At 62.3% G+C, this 15,276-nt stretch carries 16 protein-coding genes and 1 pseudogene; 5 read left to right on the forward strand and 12 right to left on the reverse strand.

Annotated features, from left to right (window positions below):
• Window positions 1–136: 136 nt before the first annotated feature.
• From ATO9_RS21440 to ATO9_RS21455, 4 genes are all read right to left on the reverse strand, one after another.
• Window positions 137–712, reverse strand: a complete 576-nt coding sequence (locus tag ATO9_RS21440) for a lytic transglycosylase domain-containing protein (RefSeq protein WP_420329723.1) — start codon at window positions 710–712, stop codon at window positions 137–139.
• 116 nt (window positions 713–828) lie between these two features.
• Window positions 829–1,494 (reverse strand): helix-turn-helix transcriptional regulator, encoded by a 666-nt coding sequence (locus ATO9_RS21445; RefSeq protein WP_081979707.1) that lies wholly within the window; start codon window positions 1,492–1,494, stop codon window positions 829–831.
• A gap of 2 nt (window positions 1,495–1,496) precedes the next feature.
• Window positions 1,497–2,033, reverse strand: coding sequence for a cytochrome b/b6 domain-containing protein (locus ATO9_RS21450; protein ID WP_043754362.1), 537 nt, complete (start codon window positions 2,031–2,033; stop codon window positions 1,497–1,499).
• 67 nt (window positions 2,034–2,100) lie between these two features.
• Window positions 2,101–2,358 carry a PepSY domain-containing protein gene (locus ATO9_RS21455; RefSeq protein ID WP_043754364.1) on the reverse strand — a complete coding sequence of 86 codons (258 nt, stop codon included), beginning with the start codon at window positions 2,356–2,358 and terminating at the stop codon, window positions 2,101–2,103.
• 264 nt (window positions 2,359–2,622) lie between these two features.
• Between ATO9_RS21455 and ssb the strand changes: the two genes are divergently transcribed.
• Window positions 2,623–3,132, forward strand: a complete 510-nt coding sequence (ssb, locus tag ATO9_RS21460; protein WP_043754366.1) for a single-stranded DNA-binding protein — start codon at window positions 2,623–2,625, stop codon at window positions 3,130–3,132.
• A 137-nt stretch (window positions 3,133–3,269) separates the two neighbouring features.
• Here ssb and ATO9_RS24425 read toward each other — a convergent pair whose 3' ends face one another.
• Window positions 3,270–3,410 carry a hypothetical protein gene (locus ATO9_RS24425; RefSeq protein WP_156127936.1) on the reverse strand — a complete coding sequence of 47 codons (141 nt, stop codon included), beginning with the start codon at window positions 3,408–3,410 and terminating at the stop codon, window positions 3,270–3,272.
• A 182-nt stretch (window positions 3,411–3,592) separates the two neighbouring features.
• Between ATO9_RS24425 and ATO9_RS21465 the strand changes: the two genes are divergently transcribed.
• Both ATO9_RS21465 and typA read left to right on the forward strand, forming a co-directional pair.
• Window positions 3,593–4,432 carry a GNAT family N-acetyltransferase gene (locus tag ATO9_RS21465; protein WP_043754368.1) on the forward strand — a complete coding sequence of 280 codons (840 nt, stop codon included), beginning with the start codon at window positions 3,593–3,595 and terminating at the stop codon, window positions 4,430–4,432.
• Between the two features lie 80 nt (window positions 4,433–4,512).
• Window positions 4,513–6,330: a translational GTPase TypA gene (gene typA / locus ATO9_RS21470; RefSeq protein ID WP_043754370.1), complete on the forward strand. Its 1,818-nt coding sequence runs from the start codon at window positions 4,513–4,515 to the stop codon at window positions 6,328–6,330.
• A 60-nt stretch (window positions 6,331–6,390) separates the two neighbouring features.
• Here typA and ATO9_RS21475 read toward each other — a convergent pair whose 3' ends face one another.
• A complete protein-coding gene (locus tag ATO9_RS21475; protein ID WP_043754373.1) occupies window positions 6,391–7,347 on the reverse strand; it encodes a glutathione S-transferase family protein in 957 nt (318 codons plus the stop codon).
• 146 nt (window positions 7,348–7,493) lie between these two features.
• Here ATO9_RS21475 and ATO9_RS21480 point away from each other — a divergent pair, with 146 nt between their 5' ends.
• Window positions 7,494–8,075, forward strand: coding sequence for a VOC family protein (locus ATO9_RS21480; protein ID WP_043754375.1), 582 nt, complete (start codon window positions 7,494–7,496; stop codon window positions 8,073–8,075).
• Window positions 8,076–8,136: 61 nt separating this feature from the next.
• On the opposite strand, the gene ATO9_RS21485 is transcribed toward ATO9_RS21480, so the two are convergent.
• The 5 genes from ATO9_RS21485 to recA form a co-directional block, all read right to left on the reverse strand.
• Window positions 8,137–8,421: a hypothetical protein gene (locus ATO9_RS21485; RefSeq protein WP_043754377.1), complete on the reverse strand. Its 285-nt coding sequence runs from the start codon at window positions 8,419–8,421 to the stop codon at window positions 8,137–8,139.
• 186 nt (window positions 8,422–8,607) lie between these two features.
• A complete protein-coding gene (locus ATO9_RS21490; RefSeq protein WP_043754379.1) occupies window positions 8,608–8,886 on the reverse strand; it encodes a hypothetical protein in 279 nt (92 codons plus the stop codon).
• A 471-nt stretch (window positions 8,887–9,357) separates the two neighbouring features.
• Window positions 9,358–9,645: a DUF1330 domain-containing protein gene (locus ATO9_RS21495; protein WP_043754381.1), complete on the reverse strand. Its 288-nt coding sequence runs from the start codon at window positions 9,643–9,645 to the stop codon at window positions 9,358–9,360.
• 1 nt (window position 9,646) lies between these two features.
• Entirely contained in the window at window positions 9,647–12,322 is a 2,676-nt protein-coding gene (gene alaS, locus ATO9_RS21500) for an alanine--tRNA ligase (protein WP_043754383.1), read from the reverse strand.
• A 287-nt stretch (window positions 12,323–12,609) separates the two neighbouring features.
• On the reverse strand, window positions 12,610–13,683 hold the full coding sequence (gene recA, locus ATO9_RS21505) for a recombinase RecA (protein ID WP_043754385.1): 1,074 nt from the start codon (window positions 13,681–13,683) through the stop codon (window positions 12,610–12,612).
• Window positions 13,684–13,875: 192 nt separating this feature from the next.
• Here recA and ATO9_RS21510 point away from each other — a divergent pair, with 192 nt between their 5' ends.
• Window positions 13,876–14,469: a sulfotransferase family protein gene (locus ATO9_RS21510; RefSeq protein ID WP_043754388.1), complete on the forward strand. Its 594-nt coding sequence runs from the start codon at window positions 13,876–13,878 to the stop codon at window positions 14,467–14,469.
• 4 nt (window positions 14,470–14,473) lie between these two features.
• Here ATO9_RS21510 and ATO9_RS21515 read toward each other — a convergent pair.
• Window positions 14,474–15,229 (reverse strand): annotated as a pseudogene (locus tag ATO9_RS21515) (ATP-binding protein); the annotation flags it as partial.
• Window positions 15,230–15,276: the final 47 nt, after the last annotated feature.

A 15,276-nucleotide genomic window follows, 5' to 3' on the forward strand; every position in this document is an offset into this window, starting at 1 on the left:
CAGCGACCGGGTAAACCTGTTTGTGTTTCGATTTGACGGACCAACACCGGAGCAGGGAAAACGGTTCCCGGCCTCGTCAGGGCGATGCGAATTTTCGTGGTTTTCGTGCAACGGGGGGCTGTGCGGCCCCGGACGCTCAGCGCCCCCAGATCACCTTCACGTAGTTCTGGGTTTCCTTGTAGGGCGGCACACCGTTGTATTTCTTCACCGCCATGGGCCCGGCATTGTAGGCCGCCAGGGCCAGGCGCCAGGATTTGAACTCGCGGAATTGCTGGGCCAGATAACGGGCCCCACCTTCAAGGTTTTGGCGCGGGTCGTTCGGATCGACACCCAGAACGCGGGCCGTGCCCGGCATCAGCTGCGCCAGGCCGATCGCCCCCTTGTGGGATCTCGCCTTGTCGTTCCAGCCGCTTTCCTGCTGCACAAGGCGCAGGAACAGGTCCTCGGGCACACCATGCTGACGCGCGACCGCGCGGGCCACTGCCAGATGCGGGCCACGGTACTTGCCGCTCCACGGTTTGACCGTTCCGTCGCCCCACTTGGATGGCGTCACCACCCGCGTCGGCTGAAGCCGGACGGAGTTGTTGTATTGCGACGAGGCGCGGCTATCGAGGATCTTGGTCTGGGATTTGAACAGCGAATTGCGGTTCCGCGAGGACAGGACGTCGGAAAAACCCGGATCCGGCAGAGCCAGCCCGAGCGTCGCCACGATCGCGATCCTTGCAAATGTTCCGATGCGCAAAAGCTGCGCCCCCGTTCACTACCTTGTCCCTTGCGCGGCACGTTAACCGCAACAGGCGCCGTTTGGCCACCCGAAAACCGCTGCGATCAAGGGCCTGCGGCCCCATCGGCAGAGGCCCGCGCATCGTCGTCCGCCGCAGGAACTTTCGTATCGCCGCGCCCCTCGCCCTCGGTCACCAGTTCGCCGGACATCAGGTCCTCGACCAGCAGCGCCAGCAGGGCGTTGCGCCCGGCGATATTCCCCTTGCGATAGACCGCATGCAGATGCGCCTTCACCGTCCCCTCGGCAGAGCCGCGGATCTCGGCGACCTCCTGAATGGACAGCCCCTTGAGGCTGAGCCAGGCGACGTCCTTTTCCGACGCCGTCAGTCCCCAATCGGCAAAATACGCCTCGACCAGGTCGTGCAGCCCGCCGGCCGCGGCGGTGACCGCGCGGGCCATGCGGCGCTGACGCGTGACCATCAGGCCCAGCATCCGCACCTCGACCCCGATGGCCAGGAAAAGCGCGAGCGAGGCGATGCTTTCGACGATCAGGTGCCATTGCCGGAACGCAGCCGGGCCGACATCGATCACATCCGCCAGGGCATCGGACAGAAAGAAGGCCGCGCAGAGCGATTGCACCAGGATCAGCACGACAAGGGCCCGGGGCGACAGCGCCGCCCCGGCCAGGTGATCCGCCGCACGGTCCGCCACATGAGTGGCCCGTGGCCCCGGTATCCGGGTGGCGATTTGTCTGTCTGGCTTGCCCGCCATTCCTAGGCTCCGTCCCCTGACGTCGGAAGGCGCTTGCGGCCCGTGATCATGCTGCGGGGAAGGTTCACGCCGGTCCGCCAGCTTTCGAAGATCACCGCAGCAATATGCAGGAGTATCGAGATCTCGGCCCAGGTCACAAGCCCTTCATGCAGCTCCTCGACCCAGTCGACGCCCCAGAACATGGTGGTCGTCATCATCCAGCCGCTCGCCCCGATCAGCAGGATCGTCAGCAGCAGGTTGTAGATCATCAGCGCGCCAAGCGGCGTATGCCCGCGATGCACGTGCACCCGGCCTGTCGCCACGTCGCCGACCTGGCCCAGGGCCGCGGAAAGGCTGGGCGGAAAGTCCCTGAACCGCGCGTGGCGGGTCCCGATCAGCCCCCAGACCAGCCGCAACGCGATCAGCCCGACGACGGCATAGCCGACCAGTTCATGTACCTTGTCCTCGTCATCCAGGATCAGCGCGTTGGCGGTGAACCCGATCACTAGGGACCAGTGAAAGACCCGGACGACCGGGTCCCAGATTTTCGTCTCTGTCATGGCAAAGCCCTCAGGGCAGCGCCCCCGGCCCTCGTATGGAAGTCATACGGAGCCGGGGGCTGCTGGCTCAGTCGTCGATCTTCTGGCGGGTGACGTTCAGATCGGCATCGAGGTAGAGCTCGACCTTCGCGCCGTCCTTTAGGGCATAGACCTCGATCTTGCCATCCTCGCGGTCGATCTTGCGCACCTCGTAGCCCTCCTGGGTCAGCTTTTCGGTCACACGGGCCTTCAGGTCGTCGGGGATCGCGTACGAGGACGCCATCACCGTTCCGGCAAGTGTGGCGGCCATCAGGGTGGCGGGGATCAGCATCATACGGTTCGTCATGTCATGTCCTTTCGGTTGCGCCGCATGGATGCGGCATGACGAAAGACTGCCCCCGCATTGGCCGCGCCGATATTGACCCCGAGGCATATTCGGACCGCCTGCCCCCATGGTTTAGGCGTCTAAACCCTAAGTTTAGGCGCCCGATTTGCCTGCTTGGCGGGGTTGCCGCCCGCCGTTACGTGAATTTCGGCGAAAACTTTACCTTTCGGCGACACTCTGCTGTAACCCTCGGACCAAGAGAATCTGTGATGAAAGGGGGCAGCCATGGCCGGATCGGTGAACAAGGTCATTCTCATCGGCAATCTGGGGCGCGACCCCGAGGTCCGGTCGTTCCAGAACGGGGGCAAGGTGTGCAACCTGCGCATCGCCACCTCGGAGAACTGGAAGGACCGCAATACCGGCGAACGCCGCGAACGCACTGAATGGCATTCGGTCGCGATCTTTTCCGAACCGCTGGTCCGCGTGGCCGAGCAATATCTTCGCAAGGGATCGAAGGTTTACATCGAAGGTCAGCTGGAAACCCGCAAATGGCAGGACCAGTCCGGACAGGATCGCTATTCGACCGAGGTTGTCCTGCGCCCCTACCGGTCCGAACTGACCATGCTGGATGGCCGCGGCGAAGGCGGCGGCTCCGGCGGGGGATCGGGCGGCGGCTACGGCGGCGGCTACGATGATCGCGGTGGTTATGACGACCGCGGCGGCGGGTATGACAGCGGCCCGAGCCAGGGCGGCGGCGGTCCGTCCCGCGATCTGGACGACGAGATCCCGTTCTGATCAAGGAACATCGCTCCACATCCGGGGCAGGAATTGGAAAAGGGCGGCCCGGGCCGCCCTTTTTCATTGCGCGTCGCTGTGCCGAAAGTGGGGGACGAGAGAGAGCCCGGCACATCGCGTTGCGGTTTGCGTCAGCCTCAGAACAGCTGATGCACACCGATGGCTGCCATCCAGAGAAGGCAGGGGACCAGCCCGCCAAGTCCTGCGCCCTGGAGGGTCAGACGCGGAGCCGGAGCGGAATGGCCGAGGATCGTGGTGGTGTTGGTATCGTGTTTCATGTCCACGTTATGCGCTTCATTTGTTAACCAAAGATGAGCGGTATACAGGTGCGGAACAATTACCCCGAAATGGTCACACCCCTTACCAAACCTTTATCGAGAGAGATTAATCGGTGCATCTTCTTGCCGAATGATCGGGCGTTAGGGAAAGTTTAGGGTAAACGCCTGCATATAGGCGCGTCATGCATACGCCCGCCCCGCCCCTTCTTCCGTTACAGCAAAGCTCCGAATATGCCGCGACGCTGCGGTTATTGGGGCGCGAGGTGCTGTGCCTACGAACCGAGGTGCCGCTGCGGCTGGTGCGCCGGCGGTTCGGCCCCATTCCCGTGACCTATCTGCCGCGCGGGGCCTTGGCCTGCGCCGATCGGAAAAGCCTGATCCGCGCCCTGCCCCTGTGTCACCTGCGCCTGATCATCCCCGAAAGCCCCGAGGATGCCGGTCGCCTGCGCCGCGCGATCCCGGTTCTCACCCCGCAATTCGTGGCGGAATGGGCCTTGCCGCCCGAAGGTGTTCCCGCCTTGTGGCAGGGCCTGCACGGCAAGTGGCGCAACCGTCTGCGCCGCGCCATGGAAGCGCAGGCCGAGGTTGCGATCCGTCCCTTCGATCCGCTGCGCCACGCGCCCTTGCTGGCCCGCGAGGCCGCGCAACGGCAGCAACGGCGCTACCGGGCCTTGCCCTCGTCCTTCGTCGCGGCCTTCGCCCGGGCCAATCCCGGTCAGACCCGCATGATCGAGGCACGGCAGGACGGGCAGGTTATCGCCTTCGTTCTGCTGCTGCTGCATCCGCCCGTCGCGACCTACCTGATCGGCTGGACCGGCGCGGCGGGACGCGATATCCATGCCCATAACAGATTGCTGTGGGAGGCCGCCTGCTGGCTGAGCGCCGAAGGTTTTCAGCGTTTCGACCTGGGCGGCGTGGAAACCGACGCCAACCCCAGCCTCGCCCGGTTCAAGCTGGGCACCGGCGCAACGCCCCGCCCGTTGGGTCCGACCCTGGTCCTGCCGCCGGGGCTGCCCGCCTGAACATGCATGATCGCCGTTTGTGTCTGGCATTTTCTGCGGATGCAGTATAGGCGCGTGCCAAACGCTTCAAAGGACGCCCCATGGACCTGCGCAACATCGCCATCATCGCACACGTGGACCACGGCAAGACGACGCTCGTGGACGAATTGCTCAAGCAATCCGGTGCATTTCGTGAAAACCAGGCGGTGGCCGAGCGCGCGATGGACAGCAATGACCTGGAACGCGAGCGCGGCATCACCATTTTCGCCAAGCCGACCTCGGTCGAGTGGAAGAACCACCGCATCAATATCGTCGACACGCCCGGCCACGCCGATTTCGGCGGCGAGGTCGAACGCATCCTGTCGATGGTCGACGGTGTGGTGCTGCTGGTGGACGCCGCCGAAGGGCCGATGCCGCAGACGAAATTCGTGACCTCCAAGGCGTTGGCGCTTGGCCTGCGGCCGATCGTGGTGCTGAACAAGGTCGACAAGCCCGACGCAGAACCCGACCGCGCACTGGACGAATGCTTTGACCTCTTCGCATCGCTCGATGCGGACGAGGACCAGCTGGATTTCCCGCATCTCTACGCCTCGGGCCGGAACGGCTGGGCGGATGCGGAACTGGACGGCCCGCGCAAGAACCTGGAGGCGCTGTTCAACCTGATCGTGAACCACGTCCCTGCCCCCAAGCAGCTGAAAAAGCAGGATGACGATTTCCGCATGCTGGCCACGACGCTGGGCGCCGATCCCTTCGTGGGTCGCCTGCTGACCGGCCGCGTCGAGACCGGCAAGCTGAAGGTCGGCGCGACGGTGCAGGCCCTGACGCGTCACGGCCAGAAGATTGAACAATTCCGGATCACCAAGATCCAGGCCTTCCGCGGCCTTGCACAGCAGGACATCGAAGAGGCCGTGGCAGGCGACATCGTCTCGATCGCGGGCATGTCCAAGGCGACCGTGGCCGACACGATCTGCGCCCTCGCCGTGGACGAACCGCTGGACGCACAGCCCATCGACCCGCCGACCATCACCGTGACCTTCGGCATCAACGACAGCCCGCTGGCGGGCCGCGACGGCAAGAAGGTGCAGTCGCGCGTGATCCGCGAACGCCTGATGAAAGAGGCGGAATCGAACGTCGCCATCAAGATCGCCGACACCCCCGGTGGCGAGGCCTTCGAGGTATCCGGCCGTGGCGAACTTCAGATGGGCGTCCTGATCGAGAACATGCGCCGCGAAGGGTTCGAACTGTCGATCTCGCGCCCGCAGGTGATCATGCGCGAAGAAGACGGCAAGCGGATGGAACCGATCGAAGAGGTCACCATCGACGTCGACGACGAATATTCCGGGGCCGTGATCGAAAAGATCACCGGCGCACGCAAGGGCGACCTGGCCGAGATGAAGCAGGCCGGTGCCGGCAAGACCCGCATCATCGCCCATGTTCCGTCGCGTGGCCTGATCGGCTATCACGGCGAATTCCTGACCGATACGCGCGGCACCGGCGTTCTGAACCGCGTCTTCCATGGCTGGGCTCCGCATAAGGGCCCGATTCCGGGGCGTCGCGCGGGCGTCCTGATCTCGATGGAGAACGGCGAAACCGTCGCCTACGCGCTGTGGAACCTCGAGGATCGCGGCAAGATGTTCCTGGGTGCCCAGGCCCCGGTCTATACCGGCATGATCATCGGCGAACATTCCCGCGAAAACGATCTGGAAGTGAACCCGCTGAAAGGCAAGAAACTGACCAACGTCCGCGCCTCCGGCACGGACGAAGCGGTGCGCCTGACCACGCCGGTCACCCTGTCGCTGGAAGAGGCCATCGCCTACATCAATGACGACGAACTGGTCGAAGTGACGCCGAACGCGATCCGCCTGCGCAAGCGCTACCTCGACCCGCATGAGCGTAAGCGGATGGCGAAATCCGCCTGATCGCCGCTAAGGCATTCATTCAAACGGCGGCGAAGCGCAGGCTTCGCCGCCGTTTTGCATTCAGGCGACCAGCGCCTCGATATGGCTGGGCCCCGTGGGACGAATGCCCTTCGGATTCAACGCCTTGATCGAATAATAGCCGCAGGTGATGTGATCCATGTTCACCGTCGCCGACACACCTGGAAGCCGGTAAATCCGCTCCATGTAGTCTTGAAGACGGGGGTAGTCAGCGATCTGCCGGCGGTTCGTCTTGAAGAGCCCGTGATAGGCGGCGTCGAACCGGATCAGGGTCACGAAAGTCCGAATGTCGGTTTCGGTCAGGCGGTCCCCGAAGAGGTAATCCCCGGTCAGCATCTCCTCCAGCTCATCGAGCATGGCAAAGACGCCGTCCACGGCCTCGTCATAGGCTGCCTGGGTCGAGGCGAAACCGGCCTTGTAGACGCCGTTGTTCAACAGGTCGTAGATGCGCGGGTTCAGCGCGTCGATCCGGTCCGCCAGGTCTTCGGGGTAAAGCCGGAGGTCGGACGGCACCAGGCCCTCGAAGGCGGTGTCGAGCATCCGCAGGATATCGGCGCTTTCGTTGTTCACGATCGTCCCGGTCTTTTCGTCCCAGAGTACCGGCACCGTGGCGCGCCCGGTGAAATGCGGATCGGCCCTGGTGTAGATCTCGTGCATGTAGCTGGCTCCGAAGATCGGATCGGTATTCGCGCCGGGATATTCGCCAAAGGCCCAGCCTTCGTCTGACAGGGACGGATTGACGACGGTCACGGCGATCACGTCCTCCAGCCCCTTCAGTTTGCGCGCCATCAGCGTGCGAGACGCCCAGGGGCAGATGAACGCGACATAGAGGCGATAGCGCCCGGCCTCCGCCTTGAAGCCCCCTTCACCTGTCGGGCCCGCGCTGCCATCCGGGGTGATCCAGTTGCGGAAGCTTGACACCTGGCGCACGAAGCGCCCCTTTTCATCCGATTTCTGGACCGGGTCCCAGTCCTTCGTCCATTTCCCATCGACCAGCATGGTACGGTTTCCCTTTTGAGTTTCTGAACGCACACTAGCACGTCCTGCGGAAAGCACCCGCGCGCCTGCGCACAGAAATCGTGCGCCGCTGTCCGTTTCCCAATCCGGTCTTTGCGATATGTTGGATATCAAAGCAGGAGGACATCATGAGAAAGCTACAGACACAGGGCGTGCACCACATCACGCTGACCGGTGCGGACCGCCAGACATCCATCGACTTCTGGGAAGGCGTGTTGGGCATGCCGTTCATCTTTGACCAGCCCAACCTGGACAATCCGGATGAAGGGCATCTCTACTTCGATCCTGGCGATGGCCGGTTGATCACGATCTTCACCAACGAGACCCGCAAACCCGATCCGCGTCGCACCCCGACCGATCCGGGTTGCGTGCATCATCTGGCCTTCAACGTTTCCAAGGCGACGTTCTCGCAGGCGGTGGAGCGGCTGGACGAGCGTGGGATCACCCATTCCGGCGTCAAAGACCGCGGCTTCATGGATTCGATTTACTTCAAGGATCCCATGGGCTTGCTGATCGAACTTGCATCTTATCGGTTCGAGCCGCCTGTCGGCTCCACCCATGCCGAGGTCATGATCGAAGCGCACCGCATCCGCGTGGACCGCGGGGATTACAACATCGCCGAAGTTCACCTGGCCGACGCGATCGAGTTGATCGTGGAACGCCGTCAGCAGACGCTTTCGGCGGATCGCAGCCCGAAGAACCCCTATTGATGGAAAAAGGCGCCGCGGCAAGTTCCGTGGCGCCCTTTTCTCCGAAACCGGTCCGGGTGGGTTAGCAGGGGATCGCGCGCAGCAGGATATGCTCCGGTTCGACGATTTCCTCGATTTCCTTGTAGATGGGCGGGTAATCGACCAATTCGATCCGCCCGTTGCGGTGTTCGTATTGCAAACGGTTGTCCGACATCTTGATCCGCTTCACGCGGATTTTCGGGGCCACCTTGATCGGCTTGTAGCAGGCGATCGTCTTCCCCGGGCCGGAAATCAGCCTTTCCTTCGAAGCGTTTACAGGGACCGAGCAGGCGATCAGCACGCAAAGGGCGGTGATGACGCGTTTCATGACATGCTCCTGGGTTCAAAAGATTTGAAACGAATATGACGTCACTTTACGTCAGACCCGCGGAGCGATGATGAAAAAATTTGGGCAATAGCCCCTGATTGTTGCCGAACGGGAAATCTGGTCCCTGGGCCAAAAGAAATGCGCGGAGGCCAACCTCCGCGCATCTGGTAAACTGTCAGGCCCAGATCAGCAGTTGCAGGGGCAGGACACTTTTTTCATGACGTAGTAGCCGTCGGTCTTCTTCTTCAGGATTTCCTTGTAGACCGGCGGGTAGTAGATTTCGTGCACTTCCTTGCCGACGTGCTTGTACTCGGAATGAGCAGCCATCACGAGCTCTTTCTTGGCGGTGTAGGTGGGGTTCACCCAGACCTTCTTGTAGCAGGCGACGGTCTTGCCTTCCCAGGCAACAGCCGGGGCAGCGGCAGCAATGGCCAGGACGGCGGCGGCGAACAGAGATTTCTTCATAACTTCCTCCAGGAAAAAATAATTTGGATAGTGAGAAGCTAGCACCAGCAAATTTACCGTGGCCACAAAAAAGACTTTATCTGGCCCGGGGCTTTGCACAACACCTGCAACCATCTGAATTTAAAAGACGAATACCAGCCCTCAGAGCAGGCAACAAATCGTTTCCATGCTCAAGCCAAGTTTGACTGTTTCTGCCGTAGATACAAAGAGAAAAGTTTAGCGCTGATTTCCCACAAATCGGAAACTTAGGCGCGTCGAATCAACCGCCCGTGAAACGAGCGTGAGGCCACATGATCCGAATATGGTATCGACTTGAAATTCCCGACCATTTTACTGCCAATCCCCTTGGCAGCCATGAACGAGCTGAGAGAGTATGCCGGTAACATCGTGGGGGGCCGGAGGTTTTGCAAGCCTTACATCCGGACAGACACGGGCGCGGCGCCTTTTTGCCGCCCCCGTGATGGGCCGCCGTCACTCGGAGGTTTCGACAACCATCAATTCACGCTCGGACGCATCGCGAGCGTGGTCCAGCGCGGCCTGATATTCCGGGCTGTTGTAGCAATCCACCGCGGCCTCGACCGAAGGAAAGCGCGCCACGACGTTGCGTGGCCGTTCCTTGCCTTCCAGCTGCACGAAGCGACCGCCCCGCGCGATGAAGGTGCCGCCGTGCTTTGCGATGGCCGGCCCGGCCAACTCCGCGTAGCGGCCATAGCTTTCGGCGTCGGTGACGGTGACGTGTGCGATCCAGAGTGCGGGCATGTTATCCTCCCAATACGGCCTCTGCGGCCTTGATTGCGGCCTCGGCGCCGGAGGCATCCGCCCCGCCACCCTGTGCCATGTCGGGACGGCCACCGCCGCCTTTGCCGCCGAGTTCTGGCACGGCAGCGCGGACCAGGTCCACGGCAGACACCTTGTCGGTCAGGTCGGCGGTCACACCGGCGGCCACGGCGGCCTTGCCCCCCGTATCGGCAATTAGCAGCACGGCCCCCGACCCCAGCTGATCCTTGTACTGGTCGATCAGCGAGGGCAGGTCCTTGCCGGAGACGCCGGTCAGCGCCTGAGCGAGGAACTTGATGCCCCCGATCTCTTTCGCCTCGACGCCACCGCCCTGCCCGGCACCGCCAGACATGGCGAGGTCACGGCGCAGTTGGGCCACTTCGTTCTGCAGGGCGCGGCGTTCGTCGAGCACGGCCTTGACCCGGCCGACAACTTCGTCGCCGGAGACCTTTAGCAGGCCTTCGATCTCGCTCAACCGCATGTCGCGGCCGCGCAATTCCTGCATCGCGGCATCGCCGGTCAGCGCCTCGATCCGGCGAACGCCCGAGGAAGACGCGGTTTCGGAGGTCAGGGCGAACGCGCCGATATCACCGGTGCGCATCACATGGGTGCCGCCGCACAATTCGATCGAGTAGGTCTGACCGTCCTGCCCCTTGCCGGTGGACTTGCGCCCCATCGACACAACGCGGACCTCGTCCCCGTATTTCTCGCCGAAGAGGGCCTGCGCACCAAGCGCGCGGGCATCGTCCGGCGTCATGATCCGGGTTTCCACCGGCGTGTTCTGACGGATGAACGCATTCACATCGCGTTCGACCCGCGCCAGTTCATCGGCGCTGAGCGCTGCGGAATGACTGAAGTCGAATCGCAGGCGATCCGGCGCGTTGAGCGACCCGCGCTGTGCCACGTGATCGCCAAGCGCCTCGCGCAGGGCCTCGTGCAGCAGGTGCGTCGCCGAATGGTTGGCGCGGATTGTGGAACGGCGACCATGATCGACCTCCAGCGCAACAGCATCGGGGGCGGCGAAACGCCCTGCCTCGATCGTGACCTGGTGGGCGAAGACCTTGCCGCCGCCCATCTTCTGGGTGTCGGTCACGCGGGCCATGTCGTCTTCGTTCTCGAGCCGGCGCAGATAGCCGGTATCGCCAACCTGACCGCCGCTTTCGCCGTAGAACGGCGTCTGATTGGTGACGATCCAGCCGGTCTCTCCGGCCTCAAGCGCCGGGACCTGGACCCCGTCCTTGACGATGGCCAGAATCTGACCTTCGGCCTGTTCGGTGTCATAGCCCAGGAAGTCGGTCGCGCCATGCTGATCGGCCAGATCAAACCAGACCGTCGCATCGGCGGCTTCGCCAGACCCGGACCAGGCCGCGCGGGCCTTGGCCTTCTGTTCCGCCATTGCGCTGTCGAAACCGTCGGTGTCGACGGTACGGCCCTTTTCGCGCAGTGCATCCTGCGTCAGATCGAGCGGGAAGCCGAACGTGTCGTACAGTTTGAACGCAGCCTCGCCGGGCAGCGCTGCATCTTCGGGCAGGCCCGACAGCTCTTCGTCCAGCAATTTCAGGCCGCGGTCGAGGGTCTGCAGGAATCGGGTTTCCTCCAGCTTCAGCGTCTCTTCGATCAGGGCCTGCGCCTGGCGCAGTTCGGGATATGCTTCGCCCATCTGTCGAACCAGTTCCGGAACAAGGCGATGCATCAGCGGATCCTTGGCACCGGCCAGGTGTGCGTGGCGCATCGCACGGCGCATAATGCGGCGCAGGACATAGCCACGCCCGTCATTGGACGGCATTACCCCATCCGCGATCAGGAACGACGTCGACCGCAGGTGATCGGCGATCACGCGGTGATGCGTCTTGCCCGATCCGTCGGGATCGGTCGAGGTCGCATGGGCGCTGGCCTCGATCAGGGCGCGCATAAGGTCGGTGGCGTAATTGTCGTTCGTGCCCTGCAACAGGGCCGCGACCCGTTCGATCCCCATGCCGGTATCGATGGATTGCGCGTCCAGTTCCCTGCGGGTCCCGTCCTCGAACTGTTCGTTCTGCATGAAGACGAGGTTCCAGATCTCGATGAACCGGTCACCATCTTCGTCCGGGCTTCCCGGAGGGCCGCCCCAGAACTTGTCGCCATGGTCGAAGAAGATCTCGGTGCACGGGCCACAGGGGCCGGTCGGCCCCATCTGCCAGAAGTTGTCGCTGGTCGGGATGCGGATGATGCGATCATCGCTCAGTCCGGCGACCTTCTTCCAGATATCCGCGGCCTCGTCATCGGTATGGTAAACCGTGACCAGCAGCTTGTCCTTGGGGATATCCAGCTCTTTCGTCACCAGTTCCCAGGCGAAGGGGATCGCGTCGGATTTGAAGTAATCGCCGAACGAGAAATTCCCGAGCATCTCGAAGAAGGTGTGGTGCCGCGCGGTATAGCCCACATTGTCGAGGTCGTTGTGCTTGCCCCCGGCCCGCACGCATTTCTGCGCGGTCGTGGCGCGTTTGTAATCGCGGGTCTCGACCCCGGTGAAAAGGTTCTTGAACTGAACCATGCCCGAATTCGCGAACATCAGCGTCGGATCGTTGCGCGGCACAAGCGGGGAAGACGGCACGATTTCATGCCCCTGCTTGTTGAAGTAATTCAGGAAGGTCGAGCGGATGTCGGCTAGGCCAGTCATGATATGCGTCGCGTCCCGGGGTTTGGAGTGGTCACGCCGATTTAGCCTTGGGCGCACCCAGTGTCTACAGCGGGACGCGCCGATGACGCCCCGAGGGCGAAAAAGAACGGAGTAGAACCGCCTTGTTCCTGTTCCGGGGCCGCCTCGTGCGCCGTCGCTTCACGGGCCAAGCCGCCCGAGTAAAAGATTCGTCGCTTAATTGGTGCCGCGAAACATGAAAGGCGCGGCCCCTGATCGGGCCGCGCCTTATGGTTCTTCGCGTGGTGACGCCGTCGGGCAGATATGGATCAGGCGTCCAGCACGTCCTCGGCATCGTCCTCGTCGCTGCCGTCGAAATCGAGCCCATGGGCGCCACGGATCTTGTCTTCGATCTCGTAGGAGATGCCGGTGTTCTCCTTGAGGAAGGACTTGGCGTTTTCGCGACCCTGGCCGATCCGTTCGTCGCCGTAGGAATACCAGGAGCCCGATTTCTCGACCACGCCGGCCTTCACCCCGAGGTCGAGCAATTCGCCCGTCTTCGAAATGCCTTCGCCATACATGATGTCGAATTCGACCTGCTTGAACGGCGGGGCGACCTTGTTCTTCACGACCTTCACGCGGGTCTGGTTGCCCACGACCTCGTCACGCTCCTTGATCGAACCGATGCGGCGGATATCGAGCCGGACGGACGAATAGAATTTCAACGCGTTACCGCCGGTCGTCGTCTCGGGCGAGCCGAACATGACGCCGATCTTCATCCGGATCTGGTTGATGAAGATCACCATGCAGTTCGACCGTGCGATGGAACCGGTCAGCTTGCGCATCGCCTGGGACATCAGCCGGGCATGCACGCCGACCGAGCTATCGCCCATGTCGCCTTCCAATTCGCTCTTCGGCGTCAGGGCGGCGACCGAGTCGACGACGACAAGGCTAACCGCGCCGGAGCGCACCAGCGTGTCGGTGATTTCCAGCGCCTGTTCGCCGGTGTCGGGCTGCGAGATCAGAAGCTCGTCCAGATCGACGCCCAGCTTCTTGGCGTATTGCGGGTCGAGCGCGTGTTCCGCGTCGACGAAGGCGGCCACCCCGCCCTTTTTCTGTTCCTCGGCCACGCAATGCAGCGTGAGGGTCGTCTTGCCCGAGGATTCGGGGCCGTAAATCTCGATGATGCGGCCCTTGGGCAGGCCGCCGATCCCGAGGGCGATATCCAGCCCGAGCGATCCGGTCGAGGTCGACTCGATCTGCTGGACGGCATTGCCGGAGCCCAGTTTCATGATCGAGCCCTTGCCGAACTGCCGTTCGATCTGGGCCAGGGCGCTGTCGAGCGCCTTCTGCTTGTTCGCGTCGCGCTTGCTATCCATTGAGAGAAGATCTGCCGTTGCCATCTGGTTCTAGCCCCTTATTTCATACCCATGTTTTGGCGGCAATGACCGCCTTTTGTTCGCCTCTTGTTCCAAGATGGGACCAAAAAGAGAACATTTCAATAAAAATCTTAGCCCCCCCACTGTTTCCCAACATGGTTAAAGAGTAGTTTACGTGGAAACAGCGTTGGTTAGTCGTCGGATGGAGAAGTAATTTTGCTCGTATTTGCAAAGGCTAAGCTGGTTTTCCTGTCTGTCCCGAAAACCGGAACGACGGCCTGGCAGAAGGCCCTGGCACCAGTTGCCGACATCGCGGTGATGGATCCGCCTGAGCTGAAACACGCCCCTGTTTTTCGCTACAATCGTTTTTTCCGGCCCATGTTCGAGAAATTCATTGCCGAAGACATGGAGGTATTGGCGGTTATCCGCGAACCGGTCTCCTGGCTGGGTAGCTGGTACAGGTATCGCCGCCGTCCCTTCATGAAGGATCGCCCGAACAATACCTTCGACGTGAGTTTTGACGATTTCGTAGAGGCTTACTGCAAGGGAGAGCGCCCGCCCTTCGCCAATGTCGGCAGCCAGGCCAAGTTCGTCGAACCTTCGCGCAATGGCACCGCCGTCACGAAGTTCTTCCGTTACGAAGATCACGACGGACTGCACGGTTATCTCGAATCACGCCTGGGTCAGACGATCACCCTAGGCCGCGAAAACGTCTCACCCGAGATGCCGCTGGCCCTGAGCGCCGACGTGGACGCCAAGCTGCGCCGCAAATGCGCTGAGGAATTCGACCTCTACGATTCGATCAGATGAAACGTCAGGCGTCCTGCACGGTGCGGGTCAATTCACTCAACGAGAATGGTTTCGGCAGGAAGACGGAGTTCGGGATGCGCGCCTGGTCGTCTCCGAAATGCTCTTCGGCGTAGCCGGAGACGAAGATCACCCGCACACCACTGCGGGTTTCCAGCGCCTTTCGCACCCAGGTCGGACCGTCCATGCCGGGCATCACCACATCGGTGACGAAGATATCGACGTGCAGATCGGGATCCTCCAGAACCTCCAGCGCCTGTTCCCCGCTTTCGGCCTCCAGCACCGTGTAACCTCGCAGTTGCAATGCGCGGGAGGCAAAGGCGCGCACCGGTGCCTCGTCCTCGACCAGCAGGACGACACCATCGGCATGTTTCGCGCTTTGCTTGCTCGCCTCGGGCGCGGCCGCGGCCTTTACAGCCTCGCTCTTGAAGGCGCGGAACAGCAGGGTGAAACATGTCCCCTCGCCCGGGGTGGAATCGACGAAGATATAGCCGCCGGTCTGCTTGATGATGCCGTAGGCGGTGGACAGGCCCAGCCCTGTCCCCTCGCCCACGCGCTTGGTGGTGTAGAACGGCTCGAACACCTTGGTCAGCTTGTCGGCAGAGATGCCGGTGCCCGTGTCGATCACCTTGACGGAGACGTAGTCTCCGGGCGGTACGGTGGCCCGGTCACGCTCCATCGGGCCGGTCAGGCTGAGACCTTCGGTGACGATGCGGATCTCACCCACATCCTCGATCGCGTCGCGCGCGTTCACCACGAGGTTTGAGCTACTCCCCATCTCTTGGACAGGATCTGGCGTAAATTAAGCTA

The sequence above is a fragment of the Pseudooceanicola atlanticus genome (assembly GCF_000768315.1).
Classification (GTDB): Bacteria; Pseudomonadota; Alphaproteobacteria; order Rhodobacterales; family Rhodobacteraceae; genus Pseudooceanicola; species Pseudooceanicola atlanticus.